At 72.1% G+C, this 14,838-nt stretch carries 13 protein-coding genes; 3 read left to right on the top strand and 10 right to left on the bottom strand.

Annotation, left to right across the window (positions count from 1 at the left end; translation table 11 throughout):
• Positions 1-16: 16 nt before the first annotated feature.
• The 3 genes from AC1C2W_RS01440 to AC1C2W_RS01430 form a co-directional block, all read right to left on the bottom strand.
• Complete coding sequence (locus AC1C2W_RS01440; RefSeq protein WP_495388144.1) at positions 17-1,057, bottom strand: TatD family hydrolase; 1,041 nt, start codon at positions 1,055-1,057, stop codon at positions 17-19.
• 5 nt (positions 1,058-1,062) lie between these two features.
• Positions 1,063-2,685, bottom strand: a complete 1,623-nt coding sequence (gene metG / locus AC1C2W_RS01435) for a methionine--tRNA ligase (RefSeq protein WP_495388145.1) — start codon at positions 2,683-2,685, stop codon at positions 1,063-1,065.
• A gap of 63 nt (positions 2,686-2,748) precedes the next feature.
• Entirely contained in the window at positions 2,749-4,017 is a 1,269-nt protein-coding gene (locus tag AC1C2W_RS01430; RefSeq protein WP_495412158.1) for a PQQ-dependent sugar dehydrogenase, read from the bottom strand.
• Positions 4,018-4,108: 91 nt separating this feature from the next.
• Between AC1C2W_RS01430 and AC1C2W_RS01425 the strand changes: the two genes are divergently transcribed.
• Positions 4,109-4,285 carry a hypothetical protein gene (locus AC1C2W_RS01425; RefSeq protein WP_495412157.1) on the top strand — a complete coding sequence of 59 codons (177 nt, stop codon included), beginning with the start codon at positions 4,109-4,111 and terminating at the stop codon, positions 4,283-4,285.
• Between the two features lie 50 nt (positions 4,286-4,335).
• Positions 4,336-4,938 (top strand): isochorismatase family protein, encoded by a 603-nt coding sequence (locus AC1C2W_RS01420; protein ID WP_495412156.1) that lies wholly within the window; start codon positions 4,336-4,338, stop codon positions 4,936-4,938.
• A 144-nt stretch (positions 4,939-5,082) separates the two neighbouring features.
• Here AC1C2W_RS01420 and rsmI read toward each other — a convergent pair whose 3' ends face one another.
• Positions 5,083-6,012, bottom strand: coding sequence for a 16S rRNA (cytidine(1402)-2'-O)-methyltransferase (gene rsmI, locus AC1C2W_RS01415; RefSeq protein ID WP_495412155.1), 930 nt, complete (start codon positions 6,010-6,012; stop codon positions 5,083-5,085).
• 34 nt (positions 6,013-6,046) lie between these two features.
• Here rsmI and AC1C2W_RS01410 point away from each other — a divergent pair, with 34 nt between their 5' ends.
• Positions 6,047-7,831, top strand: coding sequence for a dolichyl-phosphate-mannose--protein mannosyltransferase (locus AC1C2W_RS01410; RefSeq protein ID WP_495412154.1), 1,785 nt, complete (start codon positions 6,047-6,049; stop codon positions 7,829-7,831).
• A 66-nt stretch (positions 7,832-7,897) separates the two neighbouring features.
• Here AC1C2W_RS01410 and AC1C2W_RS01405 read toward each other — a convergent pair whose 3' ends face one another.
• The 6 genes from AC1C2W_RS01405 to AC1C2W_RS01380 all read right to left on the bottom strand — a co-directional run bounded on the left by AC1C2W_RS01405 (position 7,898) and on the right by AC1C2W_RS01380 (position 14,419).
• Positions 7,898-9,367 (bottom strand): beta-N-acetylhexosaminidase, encoded by a 1,470-nt coding sequence (locus tag AC1C2W_RS01405; RefSeq protein WP_495412153.1) that lies wholly within the window; start codon positions 9,365-9,367, stop codon positions 7,898-7,900.
• Positions 9,368-9,503: 136 nt separating this feature from the next.
• Positions 9,504-11,030 (bottom strand): hypothetical protein, encoded by a 1,527-nt coding sequence (locus tag AC1C2W_RS01400; protein WP_495412152.1) that lies wholly within the window; start codon positions 11,028-11,030, stop codon positions 9,504-9,506.
• A 478-nt stretch (positions 11,031-11,508) separates the two neighbouring features.
• Positions 11,509-12,945, bottom strand: a complete 1,437-nt coding sequence (locus AC1C2W_RS01395) for an IS1380 family transposase (protein WP_495412151.1) — start codon at positions 12,943-12,945, stop codon at positions 11,509-11,511.
• A 59-nt stretch (positions 12,946-13,004) separates the two neighbouring features.
• Complete coding sequence (locus AC1C2W_RS01390; protein WP_495412150.1) at positions 13,005-13,343, bottom strand: hypothetical protein; 339 nt, start codon at positions 13,341-13,343, stop codon at positions 13,005-13,007.
• A 260-nt stretch (positions 13,344-13,603) separates the two neighbouring features.
• On the bottom strand, positions 13,604-13,852 hold the full coding sequence (locus tag AC1C2W_RS01385) for an RHS repeat-associated core domain-containing protein (RefSeq protein ID WP_495412149.1): 249 nt from the start codon (positions 13,850-13,852) through the stop codon (positions 13,604-13,606).
• 186 nt (positions 13,853-14,038) lie between these two features.
• Positions 14,039-14,419, bottom strand: a complete 381-nt coding sequence (locus tag AC1C2W_RS01380; RefSeq protein ID WP_495388154.1) for a hypothetical protein — start codon at positions 14,417-14,419, stop codon at positions 14,039-14,041.
• Between the last annotated feature and the right edge of the window lie 419 nt (positions 14,420-14,838).

The raw sequence follows: 14,838 nt of genomic DNA, 5'->3' as shown, positions 1-14,838 counted from the left end.
GCGGCTCACCGCGCCGTCACCATGCGCCGTAGACCCGTTCGGAGGTGGCCGAGACGGCCGCGCAGACGTCGGGCAGCGGCCGCTCGAGGATCTCCGCCATCGCCCGCACCGTGTGCCCGACGACGTACGGGGCGTTCGGCCGCCCGCGGTACGGGTGCGGCGGCAGGTACGGCGCGTCGGTCTCGACGAGCACGAGGTCGAGCGGCACCGCGCGCAGGGCGGCGCGCAGGTGGTCGTTCTTCGGGTAGGTCACGGGGCCGGCGAACGAGAGGAACCAGCCGCGGGAGGCGGCGAGCGCCGCCATCTCCTCGTCGCCGGAGTAGCAGTGGAAGACCGTACGCTCGGGAGCGCCGTCCGCCAGGAGCACGTCGATCACCTGAGCGTGCGCGTCGCGGTCGTGGATCTGCAGCGCCAGGCCGAGCTCCTTGGCCAGGGCGACGTGCGCGCGGAAGGCGTCGCGCTGCGCCTTCTCCCCCTGCGGGCCGGTGCGGAACAGGTCCATCCCGGTCTCGCCGATCGCCCGCACGCGCGGGTTGGTGCGGGCGACCTCCGCCACGCGCGCGATCGCGTCGTCGAGCGGCACGTCGTGGTGCGCGGCCGGGGTCGGCTCCAGGCCGTCCGGGCCCACCTCGCGCACGCCGGCGTGCAGCACCGCCTCGTTGGGGTGGATCGCCACGGCGCCGACCACCCTCGCCGCTGGTTGAGCTCGTCGAAATCCGGGGGTGGTCTCGACAAGCTCGACCCACGAGGTGTCGACAGGCTCGACCAGCGGGTCGCGCAGCAGGTCGTCGGTCCAGGCGATCGCGGGCAGGTCGCAGCCCACCTGCACCACCCGGTCGACGCCCGCCGCCGCGGCGCGGGCGAGAAGCTCCGCAACACTCGGCGCCGGGACGTCGTCCGGCTTCCGGTCACTCTCGTCCTGCGCTCGCAAGCTCGCTCCGGACGAACGCTCAGCCAGCACCTCGGCGATCGCCTCGAGGTGCGTGTGATTGTCGGCGACCGGGACGGGCAGGGGCTCCGGGTCCGGCGGGAACCCGCGTTCGCGCTGGCGTGCCACGCGGCTCAGGCGTCGTCGGCGAGACGCGGGAAGAGTGCGGCGCCCTTGGTCACCGTGGCCCCCGCGGGCAGGACGCCGAAGATCGCGGCGCCCGACATCGGCTGGGCTTCGAGCGCACCGAGCGCGGGCTCCGCCCCCAGCGCCTCCCACAGCGCCTGGGCAGCCTGGGGGGTGACCGGGTGCAGCAGCACCGCGAGCGCACGCAGGGCCTCGGCCGCCGTCACGAGCGACGTCGCGAGTCGGCCGCCGTCCACGCCGCGCCCGTCCTCGTCCGTCTCGCCGGGCTCCTTGGCGACCTTCCACGGCTGCGTCTCGGTGATGTAACCGTTGGTGGCGTCGACCAGTGACCACACGGCCGCGAGGGCGTCGTGGATCGCGAGCCGGTCGATCGCGTCCTCGGCGTCCGCCACGGCCTTGGCCGCCACCCGCTCCAGCGAGGTCTCGAGGTCCGTCCGCGCGCCCGCCGTCGGCAGCGTGCCGCCGAAGTACTTGCCGATCATCGCCGCCGTGCGCGAGGCGAGGTTGCCGAAGCCGTTGGCCAGCTCGCCGTTGTACCGCGCGACCATGTCCTCCCACGAGAACGAGCCGTCCCCGCCGAAGGCGATCGTCCGCATGAAGTAGTAGCGGAACGCGTCGGAGCCGAAGGTGTCGATGATGTCGCCCGGCGCGATACCGGTGAGGCGAGACTTGCTCATCTTCTCGCCGCCCACGAGCAGCCAGCCGTGCGCGAACACCTGCTTCGGCAGCGGCAGCCCGACCGCCATGAGCATGGCCGGCCAGATGACGGCGTGGAACCGCAGGATGTCCTTGCCGACCAGGTGCACGTCGGCGGGCCACGTCCGGGCGAACTTCTCGCGCGCGGCCTCGTCGTCCGCGCCGTAGCCGATCGCGGTGACGTAGTTGAGCAGCGCGTCGAACCACACGTACAGCACGTGCTTGTCGTCCCAGGGGATCGGGATGCCCCAGTCGAACGTGGACCGCGAGATCGACAGGTCCTGCAGGCCCTGCTTCACGAAGCCGATGACCTCGTTGCGGGCGCTGGCGGGCTGCACGAACTCCGGGTGCTCCTCGTACAGAGCGAGCAAGCGCTCCGCGTACGCGCTCATGCGGAAGAAGTAGTTCTCCTCCGAGAGCATCTCGACCGGCGTGAGATGGATGGGGCACAGCTTCTGCCCCTCGTACTCGCCGGTGCCGTCGACCAGGTCGCCCGGGAGCTTGTACTCCTCGCAGCCCACGCAGTACGGACCCTCGTAGGAGCCGGCGTAGATCTCGCCCTTGTCGTACAGGTCCTGCAGGAAGGTCTGGACCGCGGTCTCGTGCCGCTCCTGCGTGGTACGGAGGAAGTCGTCGTTGCGCACGTCGAGCGTCTTCAGCACCGGCTGCCACGCCGTCTCGACGAGGCGGTCCGCCCACGCCTGCGGGCTGACGCCGTTCGCCTCGGCGGTGCGCAGCACCTTCTCGCCGTGCTCGTCCGTCCCGGTCAGGAACCAGACGTCCTCCTGGCGCTGGCGGTGCCAGCGGGTGACCACGTCTGCCGCGACGGTCGTGTACGCGTGCCCGATGTGGGGGGCGTCGTTGACGTAGTAGATCGGCGTCGTCAGGTAGAAGGTCTTCGCGGGCTCGGGCATGGTGCCCATCGTAGATGTGTCGCGACGGCAGTCTCACGATGTTTCACGCCGCCGACCGGCGGGTCAGCCGAACGTGACGCGCACCAGCCGGTCGTCGCCGTCGTGCGGTGTCCCGCGGCCGTCGGTGTTGTTGGTCAGCACCCACAGGCCGTCGGCGTCGCCTCCGTCGGGGACGACCGGCGCCACGTTGCGCAGCCGGCCGAGCTCGCCCGTCAGCAGCGCCTGCGGCTCCCCGAGCGCGCGGACGCTGCCGTCGGCGTCGACTCCGGTGCCCTTGCTCGGCTCGGCGCTCGCACCCTCCTCGGCTCCGGACGCCGTGTCGCCGAACGGCACGCGCCACAGCCGCTCGCCCCGCAGGCCTGCGAGGTACACGGCGTCGTCCGTCACCGTGAGGCCCGACGGCGACGCCTCGTCGGTCGACCACCATGCGACCGGCGCGACCGTACCGTCGCCGGCGCCGTCCGGGCCCTCCACCTCGGGCCAGCCGTAGTTGCCGCCGGCCTCGATCACGTTCAGCTCATCCCACGTGTTCTGCCCGAACTCGCTCGCGAGCATCCGCCCGGCGCGATCCCACCCGAGGCCCTGGACGTTGCGGTGCCCCAGCGTCCAGACCGGCGACGCCTGGGCGTTGTTGCCGGCAGACGGGTTGCCGGGAGCCGGCTCGCCGTCGGGCGTGATCCGCAGGATCTTGCCGCCCAACGAATCGGGGTCCTGGGAGTTCTCCCGGTCCCCCGCGTCCCCCGTGCCGACGTACAGGTGGCCGTCCGGGCCGAAGGTGAGCGCCCCGCCGTCGTGGTGCCCGGCCCGCGGGATGCCGTCGAGGACGGTCGTGAGCTCGCCGAACACGGCGCCGTCCAGCGCGCCGCGCAGCACGGCGTTGTCGTCGGCGCCGGTCCGGTAGACGAAGACGTCGCCCGACGCCGGGTCGACCGCGACCCCCAGCAGCCCGCCCTCGCCGTCGGGCGTCGTCTCGGCGGCCAAGCGGTCCGCCCCGGGCCCGGTGACCTCCGTCGTCGTGCCCTCGTCCGGGTCCACGACGACAAGCCGGGCCTCGTCGCGCAGGCTGACGAGCAGCGTGCCGTCGTCCAGCGCCGCGAGCCCCCACGGGACGTCGAGGCCGTCCACGACGGTCTCGATCGTGACCTCCGGCGTCGCCGACGACGGCTCATCGGCGGTAGGGACCGCCGGGCTCCCCGTCCCGTCCGGGGGCGCCGCAGTCCCCGACACCACGGGCGGCTCTCCGTCGCCGGCCGAGCCGCAGCCGGCAAGGACGAGCAGGAGCCCCGCGACGAGGCCGGCGACGGCCCCGGTACGACGCAGGTGGCGGGTCATACCCCCATCTTGGAGCGCCCGACCCGCCACCGTCGACACCAGGGCCATGCAGCGGCATGCTGTCCCCAAAGGTTGGTCAAGGGAGGTCGTCATGTCGATCATCGAACGCTTCCGACGCGTGTTCCAGCGGCACGAGGAGCCGCCCCTGGAGCGGCCGCGCGACCTGCCACCGGACTCCCTGGCTCACGAGAGGGGGTGGCCGGTCGCCGGCACCATGGCCGTCCAGCCGCTCTACTGCCCCGACTCGTCCGGCGGCGGGTACTGCTGACCGACCGACAGGCCTGACGCCGCGCAGCCCGCGGTGGCAGGGTGGGCACCATGAGCTCAAGCACCTCCCCCGAGAGCGTGCCCCGCCGCGCGCTCGTCGTCGTCGACGTCCAGCCCACCTTCTGCGAGGGCGGCGAGCTCGCCGTGGACGGCGGCGACAAGGTCGCCGAGGACGTCGCCGCGCACGCCGTCGCGCACCGCGACCGGTACGAGATCGTCGTGACCACGCAGGACTGGCACATCGACCCGGGCGACCACTTCAGCGACCACCCCGACTTCGTCGACTCGTGGCCGCCGCACGGCCTCGCCGGCACGCCGAACGCCGAGCTGCACCCTGCGCTGACCGACCTGCACCCCGACGTGTCGGTGAAGAAGGGCCAGTACGCGCACGGCTACTCCGGCTTCGAGGGCACGGACGGCGAGGGCCGCACGCTGGAGCAGGCCCTGCGGGACGCCCGCATCGAGGCCGTCGACGTCGTCGGCCTGGTCGAGTCGCACTGCGTCAAGCGCACCGCGCTCGACGCCGTCGGCCTCGGGTTCGCCACGCGCGTGCTCACCGACCTCACCATCCCCGTGAGCCCCGAGCAGGGCGTGCAGGCCCGCGCGGAGCTCACCGCGGCCGGAGTCGTCCTCGCCCCGTCCACCGCGAGGTAGTCCCAGAAATCGCGAGGTAGTTTGAAAATCCGCGAGGTAGTTCCAAAAATGGCGAGGTAGTTCCAGACCCGTCGAGGTAGTCAACTACCTCGCGCAGGTTCGAACTACCTCGCCATTTTTGGAACTACCTCGCGGAGACCTGGATTACTTCGCGGCGAGGGCCGCGGCGTACAGGTCGCGCTTGGGGACGCCGGCGGCGGTGGCGACGTCGGCGACGACGGTCTTGAGCCGCTCGCCCGCCCCGACGCGGGCCAGCACCTCCGGCACCAGCTCCTCGACGCTGGGGGCGCCGCCCGCGGGCGCGCCTCCGACGACGACGCAGATCTCGCCGCGCAGGCCGTCGCCGGCGGCGGCGCGCGCGTCGGCCTGCGCGACCAGGTCGGCGAGGGGCCCGCGCAGCACCTCCTCGTAGGTCTTGGTCAGCTCGCGGCAGACGGCGGCGGGCCGGTCGGCGCCGAAGGCCTCCGCCATCGCGCGCAGCGTCTCCGTGATCCGGTGCGGCGCCTCGAAGAACACCATCGTGCGCGGCTCGGCGGCCAGCGCCCCCAGCCACCGCGACCGTTCCCCCGCCTTGCGTGGCACGAACCCGTCGAACGTGAACCGGTCGGTGGGCAGGCCGGACAGGGCGAGCGCCGTGAGCACGGCGGAGGGCCCCGGCGCGGCGGTCACCCGCTCCCCGCGCTCCACGGCGCGCGCTACGACGCGGTAGCCCGGGTCCGACACCGCGGGCATCCCGGCGTCCGACACCACGAGCACCGTGCCGCCGTCGGCCACGACGTCCAGGAGCTCGTCGGCCCGCGCCGCCTCGTTGTGCTCGTGGTACGACGTGACCCGCCCGCCGACGACGATCCCCAGCCGCGCCGCGAGCGCGTGCAGCCGGCGCGTGTCCTCGGCGGCGACGACGTCCGCCTCGGCGAGCAGCCGGCGCAGCCGCGGCGACGCGTCCTCGGCGTTCCCGATCGGCGTCGCCGCGAGCACCACCGTCCCGGCCTCGGCGCGGAGGGGGGTCTCGGCCGCTCCGCCGCCGCCGTCGGGTGACACGGCGCGGCTGTCGGTGGACGGGTCGGAGGTCATGGTGACCAGCGTCGCACGCCCCTACGATGACCCGGTGACCGCCCCCGACGCCGACGCCACCGCCTCCGGCGAGCCCGCGCCCGCGGGCACGCCGCCGGCCCCTGCCCGCCATCTGGCGGTCGACGAGCCGGAGAGCACGCCGCCGCCTGCGTTCCCCGGCTCGCCAGCGCCCGCGTTCCACCCGACGCCGGAGGAGGACGACGGCCGCTCGACGCAGGCGCGGCTGCTGGAGCGCCTGCTCGGAGGCCGCCGGGTGCGCCTCGACCTGCGCCGGCGCGACCGGTTCTGGGGCTGGTTCGGCACCCTGGCGGTGACGCTGCTGGCGGCGGTGGCCCGGCTGTGGCAGCTCGGCCAGCCGCACAAGCTCGTCTTCGACGAGACGTACTACGTCAAGGACGCCTTCACGCTGGGCCGGCTCGGCTTCGAGGCCCAGTGGCCCGACGAGCCCAACCCCGCGTTCGAGGCCGGCGACGTCTTCACCTACCTCGACAAGGCCGCGTACGTCGTCCATCCGCCCGTGGGCAAGTGGATGATCTGGCTCGGGATGGAGGCGGGCGGCGGGGCGACCAGCTCGTTCGCCTGGCGGCTCGCGAGCGCGGTGGTCGGCATCCTCGCCGTGTTCCTCCTGGTGCGGATCGCGCGGCGCCTGTTCGCGTCGTCCACCATGGGTGTCGTCGCGGGGCTGCTGCTCGCCGTGGACGGCGAGGCGATCGTGCACTCGCGGACCGCCCTGCTCGACCAGTTCGTCATGCTGTGGGTGCTGGTGGCGTTCGGCTGCCTGGTGCTGGACCGGGAGCAGGCCCGACGGCGGCTCGCGTCCCGGGTGGCGGAGATCCTGGACGCCGGCGGCACGGTGGCCCGCTACGGACCCCGGATCGGCTTCCGGTGGTGGCGGCTCGCCGCCGGCGTCAGCCTCGGGCTCGCGTGCGGCACCAAGTGGTCCGGCCTGTGGTTCCTCGCCGTGTTCGGCATCCTCACGGTCTTGTGGGACCTCGGCGCACGGCGCGCGGCCGGCATCGGGCGCTGGTGGGAGGACTCGCTGGTCGTCGACGCCGTGCCCGCCTTCTTCACGCTCGTGCCCACCGCGCTGGTCACGTACCTCGCGTCGTGGTGGTCGTGGTTCACGCACCCGGGCGCGTACATGCGCCAATGGGCCTCCGAGCATCCCGGCGAGGGCATCACCTGGCTGCCGGGGCCGCTGCGCAGCCTGCTCGAGTACCACCGGCAGATGTGGGACTTCCACACCGGGCTGTCGTCGGAGCACCCGTACGCCTCGCACCCGCTCGGCTGGATCGTGCAGTGGCGGCCCACGTCGTTCTTCTGGGAGAAGGACGCCGCCGGTCAGGGCACCTGCCCCGCCGACGCAGCCGACGCCTGCGCGCGGGCGGTGACCTCGCTGGGCAACCCGCTGCTGTGGCTGCTCGCCGCCCTCGCGATCGTCGCGACCGTGTGGCTGGGGATCCGCCTGCGCGACTGGCGCGCCCTCGCCGTGCTCAGCGGCACGATCGCGGGCTGGCTGCCGTGGCTGGTCTACGCGACGCCGTTCACCCTCCTGCCCTGGTTCCACGAGCGGACCATCTTCACGTTCTACTCGATCGTGTTCACCCCGTTCGTGGTGCTCACGCTCGTGTACCCGATGGTGGTGGCGCTGGAACGGACGGAGGGACGGCGCAGCGCCCGGGCACGCGTCGTCGCGGCCGTCGTCGCCGTCCTCGTCGTGATCGTGGCCGTCTCCGCCGTCTTCTACCCGCTGTGGACGGGCACGCAGGTCCCCTACCCGTACTGGCAGTCCGTCATGCGCTTGGAGTCCTGGATCTGATCCCGCGCTGGTTGAGCCCGTCGACACCGGGTCCGTGGTTTCGACAGGCTCAACCGACGACCACCCCTACCAGTCGACCTGCGGGGTCGGGTGGAACTCCCACCCGGCGTCGCGCCACGCGGGGGCCTGCGCGGCCGTGCGGACACGGAACGCCTCCCAGTCCTTGCGCTCCGGAGCCGTCCACGCGACCTCGGCGACGGCGCCCAGGCGGGGCAGCAGCATGGAGAACAGCTCGTCGCGGGTGGTGATCGTCTCGGTCCAGACGGCGGCCTCGACGCCTTCGATCGAGTCGGCGGGCAGGCCGTCGATGACCTGCTCCGGCTCCCAGTCGTAGGAGTCGCGCAGCTCGACGTAGCCCGCCCAGTCCAGGCCCAGCGGGTGCTCGGGCGTGTACTGCATGTCCAGGTAGGCGTGGTTGCCGGGCGACATGACGAACCGCGCGCCGCCCTTCGCGGCCGCGACGAACCGGTCGAACTCCTCGCCCTTGGGCTCCCAGTACTGCAGCAGCGTGCCCGGCTCGACGGGGCCGCGGGCGCCCTCCTGCCAGAAGATCGGCGTCTTGCCCGACTCGCGCACGATCCGGGCGGCGAGCTCGACGAACTTCGCGAACTCCTCGACCTCCATCGTGTGCACCTCGTCGCCGCCCACGTGCACCCACTCGCCGCGGGTCATGGCGGCCACGTCGCCGATGACGTCGCGCAGGAACGGCTCGGTGGCGGGGTTGTCGAACCACAGGCGGGAGAAGCCCACCTCGATGCCCTCGTAGGCCTCGGTCGGCAGGCCGTCGTGCGTCAGCGCGCCGTACACCTGCGTGGCGGCGTTGATGTGCCCGGGCATGTCGAACTCCGGCACGATCGTCACGAACCGCTCCGCCGCGTACTCCTGCAGCTCGCGGTAGTCGCCGGTGGTGAGGAAGCCCGCCGTACCGCCGCCCACCTGGTTGTCGGACGCCTTCTCCAGCTCCGGGCGCGACGGGATCTCGAGGCGCCAGCCCTGGTCGTCCGTGAGGTGCAGGTGCAGCACACGGAGCTTGAACGCCGCGACGAGGTCGACCACGGCGCGGATGTCCTCGGGCCCGAACCAGTGCCGCACGACGTCGAACGACAGGCCGCGCCAGCCGTAGCGCGGCGCGTCGTGGACGACGACGGCGGGCACCTCCCGCGCGCCACCGTCCGCCTCCCCCGGGCCGGCGGGGACGAGCTGGCGCAGGGTGCGCACGGCGTGCAGCAGCCCGACGCGCTCGGGGGCCGTGGCCTCGACGCCGTCGGTCGTGACGCGCAGGGTGTACCGCTCGGGGTTGTCGGAGCCCTCCGGACCCGCGGCGGCGTCGAGGCGGAGCACGACGGCGGCGGCGCCGCCCACGGGGTCGGCGCCGTCAGCGACGACGCGCACACCGGCAGCCGCGAGCTGCTCGGCGGCAACCGCCGCGAGCGCGGCGTCGGGCGCGTCGAGGCGCACGGCGTCCAGACGGAGCGTGTCCCCATCCTGCCGGTCGACGACGGTGGGCCACGGGATCAACGGCAGCACGGCGATCATTCTCCAGACGTGGTTCGGCACAGCGCCGGGCACGTGGTGGCACGGTCGGCACGGGAGCAAGGCGAAACGTTAACGATCCTGCCGAATCCGGCGATCCGGTGTCAACGTCACCCCGGACTGCCCCGTCGTCGCGCCCTCAGGAGGCGGCGATGAGCACGGGCGCCGGGGCGGGCGGCACGAGGGCCGGGTTCGCCGCCGTCGTCGTGGCCGGCCCGGACCAGCCGAGGTGCACGCCCTCGGGGACGTCCGTGCTGACCTGGTTCCACACCCACTCGCCCGTGGTGACCCCGCCCGTGCGGTCCGCGAGGAGCACCACCTCGACCTGGGGCAGCGGGCGCAGCCGGTCGCGGTCCGGGACGGACTCCGGACGCGTCTGGTGCACCACGAGCATCGTGGGCGGGAGACCCTCGCGCGTCGCGAGGTCGGCGAGGTAGTCCGTGACGCCCTGCAGCTCGGCGGCGGTCATCTCGTGCGACGTCGTCGACGAGCCGTCCCCGACCCGCGACTCCGGGTGCACCGCGACACCCACGCCCGGGTTGCGCAGCAGCGGCTCGGCGGCCCGCACCTGCTCCACCACCGGCGCCGGCCCCGCGCCCACGTCGAGCAGCACGTACACCCCCGCGTCACGGGCGGCCTCGATCGTCGGCCGCAGCGCGTCGACGTCCTCCTGGGTCACCCAGTCGCCGTCGTCGCCGGGCCCGCCGGCCGTGGCGCTCACGGGCACGACGAGCGTCGGCACCAGCGGCCCGGCGTCGGCCGGGGCGCCGTCGTCGCCCTCTGCCGGCTCGTACGCCGCGGCCGCCGCCTGCGCGCGGGCCACGGCCGCCGCCGGGTCGTCCCACCGGGCGACGTCGACCGTGACGTACCGGCCCGGCAGCAGGTGCTGCGACTTCGTGGGGAGCAGGGCCGCGCGCTCCGCCGCCGCGACACGCCACGCGAAGGTCGCGGCGTCGCCGAACGAGCCGCCCACCCCCACGACGGTCAGCGCCTGCGCCCGGTCGACGTCCTGCACGATCCGCCGGGTGCCGAGGTCCCCGCCCGGCACCTCGCTGGTCACGGCGCCGGCCGCGCGGAGCGAGGCGATCGCCGCCTCCTGCCCCGCCACCGGATCGACGAGCGCGAGGACCTCACGCAGGAGGCTCGGCTCGCCGCGTTCGGCGACGGACCCCCCCGGGTTGGCGGTCGCGCCCGTCGTCGGGCCCCCGCCCAGCATCGTGTCGAGCCGGGACCTCAGGTCCTGCAGGTCGTCGTCTTCGAGCGCGGGGTCGCCACCCTCCCCGCCGTTGTCACCGTCGTCACCGCTGTCACCGTCGTCACCGTTGTCACCGCTGCCGACGACGTCGGGGGCGACGCGGACGGTCTGGACCCCGGCGGCGTCCGCCACCGCCTGGGACGCCTCGCCCGTAGCAGCGGCGTCGTCCTCGCCGGTCACCACGACCGCGACGCGGGCGCCGAGCCGGCCCAGCTCCTCGGCGAGCCCGCCGTCGGAGTTGTCGCCGCCGGCCAGCAGCGCGGGTCCGTGCACCGCCACCGCGGTCGCGGCGAGCGCGGGGCGTGCCGCCTTGTCGGCGGCGTCCGCGAGCACCACGACCTCGGACCGCGCGTAGACGGTCTGGCTCGTGGTCAGGGCGAGCTCGACCGGGTCCGCGGAGTCCAGCAGCACCGTGTGGGTCGACAGGTCGCGGACCGCGACCGCCGGGGCAGACGACGGGGAAGCCCCACTCTCGCTCGGCGGCGACGCTGCGCACCCCGCGAGGGCAAGTGCGCCGGTCACGACGACGGAAGGAAGGACGAATCGGACGTTCCGGAGGGACACGCCGCTCATCTTTGCGCATCCCCGGCGTCCCGGTCGACGGCCTCCACGGAGAAATACGCGGGCGTTCGGATCGTGGTCGCCGATGTTCCGGTAGCGAATGACGAAGGCCGCCGATCTGCGGAGTGCAGATCAGCGGCCTTCGATCTCGGTGGAGCTAGCCTCGATCTTTCATCGGGCCGGTGAGCATGTTGGTGACGGCGTCGGTGCCGTTGTTCGGGCGTGATTCTGGCAGCAGGGTGTGACAGGTCGCCGCAGGTCGCCTGCGGGGGCCGGGTTCCACTGATCCGGAGAACTGTTGGGCGTCGTCGGGGCGTGGTACCGGGCGTCAGCCGGGCGCTGGTCCGAGTCCGCGTAGCCGGTCGAGTCCGGATAGGGCGAGGGTGGCGAAGGGCGCGTGCTCGGCGAGGTGCAGCACCTCGGTGCGAGCCCGGCGGGCCAGGGTCGCGGGGATGGTGAACAGGCGCAGTCGTATGCGTTTGGGTTCCCATCGGCGGGCGGCGTGGCCCGTCAGGGCGAGCATCTGCATCCACGCGGTCAGGTCGCCGGCGAGGGCGACGATGGCGCACCAGATCCGGTTGGCGTCGAATCCGTGCAGGGGCAGGTTCGCCAGGCCGGTGTCCTTCGCGATCCGGATGCAGTCCTCGCACCGGGCGCGGCGGCGGTGGCGCAGCTCGAGGTCGGGCAGCTGGGTGCCAGGCCCGCCGGGTGGTGTGTTGGTGGCGAACGCGGTGATCCTCATGCCGTCGACGTCCTCGAACCGTAGTTGTGCGCCGGGATGGGGGCGCTCCTTGCGGACGATGACCCGCATCCCGGGCGGCCAGCCGGTCAGGTCGAGCAGGTCGGTGAGCTCGGCGACCCACGCCCCGTCACGTACTTCGTCGTGGGCGTCGTAGGCCGGGGTCCACGCGCCCGCGGTGTTGAGCATCGCGATCAGGTCGGGTGTCTCGGGTGGCAGGGTGAACCCGACCGAGTACCCCAACCGTTGCTTGTGCAGCCAGGTGACGAACGCGCGGGTCCCGCCACCGCCGTCGGTGCGCACCAAGATCTTCTTCGACGCCCGCGTTCGCCTGGTGCGCCCGTTGCTGCCGGTCAGGTGGTCGGGCAGCTGCGCGAGTGCGGCCTTGACGACCTCGATGTGGTCGGTCGCGGTGTTGGAGCCCGCGTTTCCCGTCCGCAGCTTGATCTCGAGCGTCTCCCCGGTCCCCGTCTGGCCGTGGTCGACGAACGCGGCCAGCGGGTGGAACCCGAACCCGCGCTTGAACGTCGGCGCCGCCCGTTCCTTCTCCGAGTGCGCGGTCACCAGGGTCGCGTCCAGGTCGATCACGAGCGGGTGGCGGGTGTCGATGTCGTGGTCCGGCGCCTGGTCGCCGGCCAGACTCCACGCCCGCGCCCGTGCGCCCGCCCGCGCCCGCCCGATCGCGGCCAACGCGGTATCGGCGTCGCCGGCAAGCGCGCTGATCATCCGGGAGACCGTCGGGTCCGATGCGACCGGGCCGTAGACCCCGGGCTCGGCGCGCACCATCGCGATGTCCGCGAGACAGTCACCGCCCATGGCCAGCGCGATCGCCAGATCGCACAGCACCTTGCCCGGATCGTGCACCGCGAGCGGCTTGCGCCACGACGACAGCGCCGCTCTCAACTCCCGGTCCAGGGCGGTCGAGCGGATCGTCTCGGTCAGCAGCACACCACCCGCCTGCCCGACCGCGCCCGAGGCGCGGACGTCCGCCTTCAACCGCGGATAGAACCCGCTACTCTTCCTCACCTGAAAGGTGCTCCTCGCCCTGGACTGCTACGACTCTCGACAAGCCGTATCTTCCCAGGTCAGGAGCACCTTTCTTCGTTCAGTCCGTCACCCGGACCGCCCCGCGATGAAAGCCCGAGGCTAGCCATCAACACGACCGTGGCGCCGGTGAACGAACACGCCCTCGCGCCCGTCCTCGCGGCTCGCGCAGCGTCGATGCCTGCGTCGGCGACCTCGAAGCCGACCTTGCCCAGCTTCGCGAGCTTGCCCGCCGGGAGGAATCCGGCCAGCAGCCAGGCGCAAGACTGCCACTTGCCGTCCGCGAGACATCCGAGCGCGTCACTCACACCGAGAACGCCCGCAAGTACGGGGTGGTCCTGCTCGAACCCCCGCACCCACGAGACGATCTCGTCCTTCACACTCGCCTCGGACCCGCCCACGATCGACGACTTGCCCGACGAGCCACCAGAGGAACCACTCGAGCTCGCCGTACCCCCGCTCGAGCCCGACCCCGAGCCGCCGCCACCTGCATTCGACGACGTCTTCACCGGTGGAATCACGAACTGTGGGGTCCACCCATTGCCCTTCGCGGTGTGGCGCACGGCGCTCTGGAACTGCCCCTGGGTGTCATGACGCCCATCCCCGGTGACCTCGCGCAGCCCGGTCGGGTCGGAGAACGTCAGTGCGCGTACGCGTAACCGTGCCACTGCTGCGGATCCGCCAGATCCATCACCGGATCCACACTGACGAACCTGCCGATGGCCGGGTCGTAGTACCGGGCCCCGATCGCCGTCAACCCCGTGGCATCGGCCGGCTTGTCCAGGAACCCGTGATCCCCCGACCACGACACCGGCGCGGTACCACGGGCCTCACCAAACGGCGACTGATACCGGCGCGTCACCTTCCCCGTCACGTTCGTGACCGACACGCTCGCCGTCCCGTGACGATCACTCACCAGCGTGGAGACGCATCATGCCCAGGCAAATGCACGCCGTCGCGGTGTCGTTGCGAGCCAACGACTCAACCTTCGCCTATACAAGTATTTTGGGATTCGACTGGCGAGGCCCGGCGCTACTCGGAATGTGGCTTCCCTAGCATCGACGAGGCAGCAAATTCAATTTACCGAGAGAAAGCTCAGTGTCGGCCGGCGAGATTCAATCTCAAGACGCCCAAAGTCCCCTTGAAGCTCGAACCGAGTACCATTGGCAATAAATTCATCAATGGACCCAAGATCGCGTTCGCCAGATGCGTCTATCGCAGGCTTGACCCGGTCCTGACCGGTCCAGTGAATGTTGGAGACCTGCATAAACCGGATCTGTCCACGTCTGTAGCAGAACTGCTCCCCATTCCGCGGCGGAAGGTAATCAGGATGTCGATCGGTAAGAACTACCTCGATGTCGATCGTCGCCATCGTGAGCTCTAGTTCGATCCCGAGAACCCAGCTGTCCTCCAGGTATACGTCTTCGAATCCTGCAAGACTTACATAGTTGCTCATCCTTCGTCACCAGTCCCAATTTATCGGAGTGTGGTTCTCGACACTCCTGCGCATTACCTCATTGCCGTAGGGTCCCACCCGATTACCGGCGGCGTTTCGCATCTCCACGTGGGGGTGGCCGCTGCCCGGAGCGTTCGGGCTTCCCCGCGTGATTGTAATTCGAACCACACCGTTGTTGTCAGTATATTTGACTGGACCACTCGTCGTTTGGCTCCGCGTCCAACCCTGTGACTGGCCGAAGTTGTCGAGTTGCGACGCAGTGGTGCCGCCCACGCGGCGGCACCGCGCGGCGCCGGAGACGTGCGGCGTATCGCGGCTCGCACGGTCACCGGCGCGGCGTCCTACACCCGCCTGGAACGGATCAACTGGATGCTTGCCGTCTCCAAGGACTTCGACCTCCCCAAGCCGGTGCGCGAGCT

The sequence above is a fragment of the Isoptericola sp. Y581 genome, assembly GCF_059445475.1.
The sequence above is the reverse complement of the archived record's forward strand: the minus strand, read 5'-3'. Positions and strand labels throughout refer to the sequence as shown.

Excerpts from the sequence above, each read along its gene's own strand:
- AC1C2W_RS01425 (WP_495412157.1), top strand. The coding sequence starts at position 4,109 with ATGTCGATCATCGAACGCTTCCGACGCGTGTTCCAGCGGCACGAGGAG.
- rsmI (WP_495412155.1), bottom strand. The coding sequence starts at position 6,012 with ATGACCTCCGACCCGTCCACCGACAGCCGCGCCGTGTCACCCGACGGC.
- AC1C2W_RS01405 (WP_495412153.1), bottom strand. The coding sequence starts at position 9,367 with ATGATCGCCGTGCTGCCGTTGATCCCGTGGCCCACCGTCGTCGACCGG.
- metG (WP_495388145.1), bottom strand. The coding sequence starts at position 2,685 with ATGCCCGAGCCCGCGAAGACCTTCTACCTGACGACGCCGATCTACTAC.
- AC1C2W_RS01430 (WP_495412158.1), bottom strand. The coding sequence starts at position 4,017 with ATGACCCGCCACCTGCGTCGTACCGGGGCCGTCGCCGGCCTCGTCGCG.
- AC1C2W_RS01380 (WP_495388154.1), bottom strand. The coding sequence starts at position 14,419 with ATGAGCAACTATGTAAGTCTTGCAGGATTCGAAGACGTATACCTGGAG.
- AC1C2W_RS01420 (WP_495412156.1), top strand. The coding sequence starts at position 4,336 with ATGAGCTCAAGCACCTCCCCCGAGAGCGTGCCCCGCCGCGCGCTCGTC.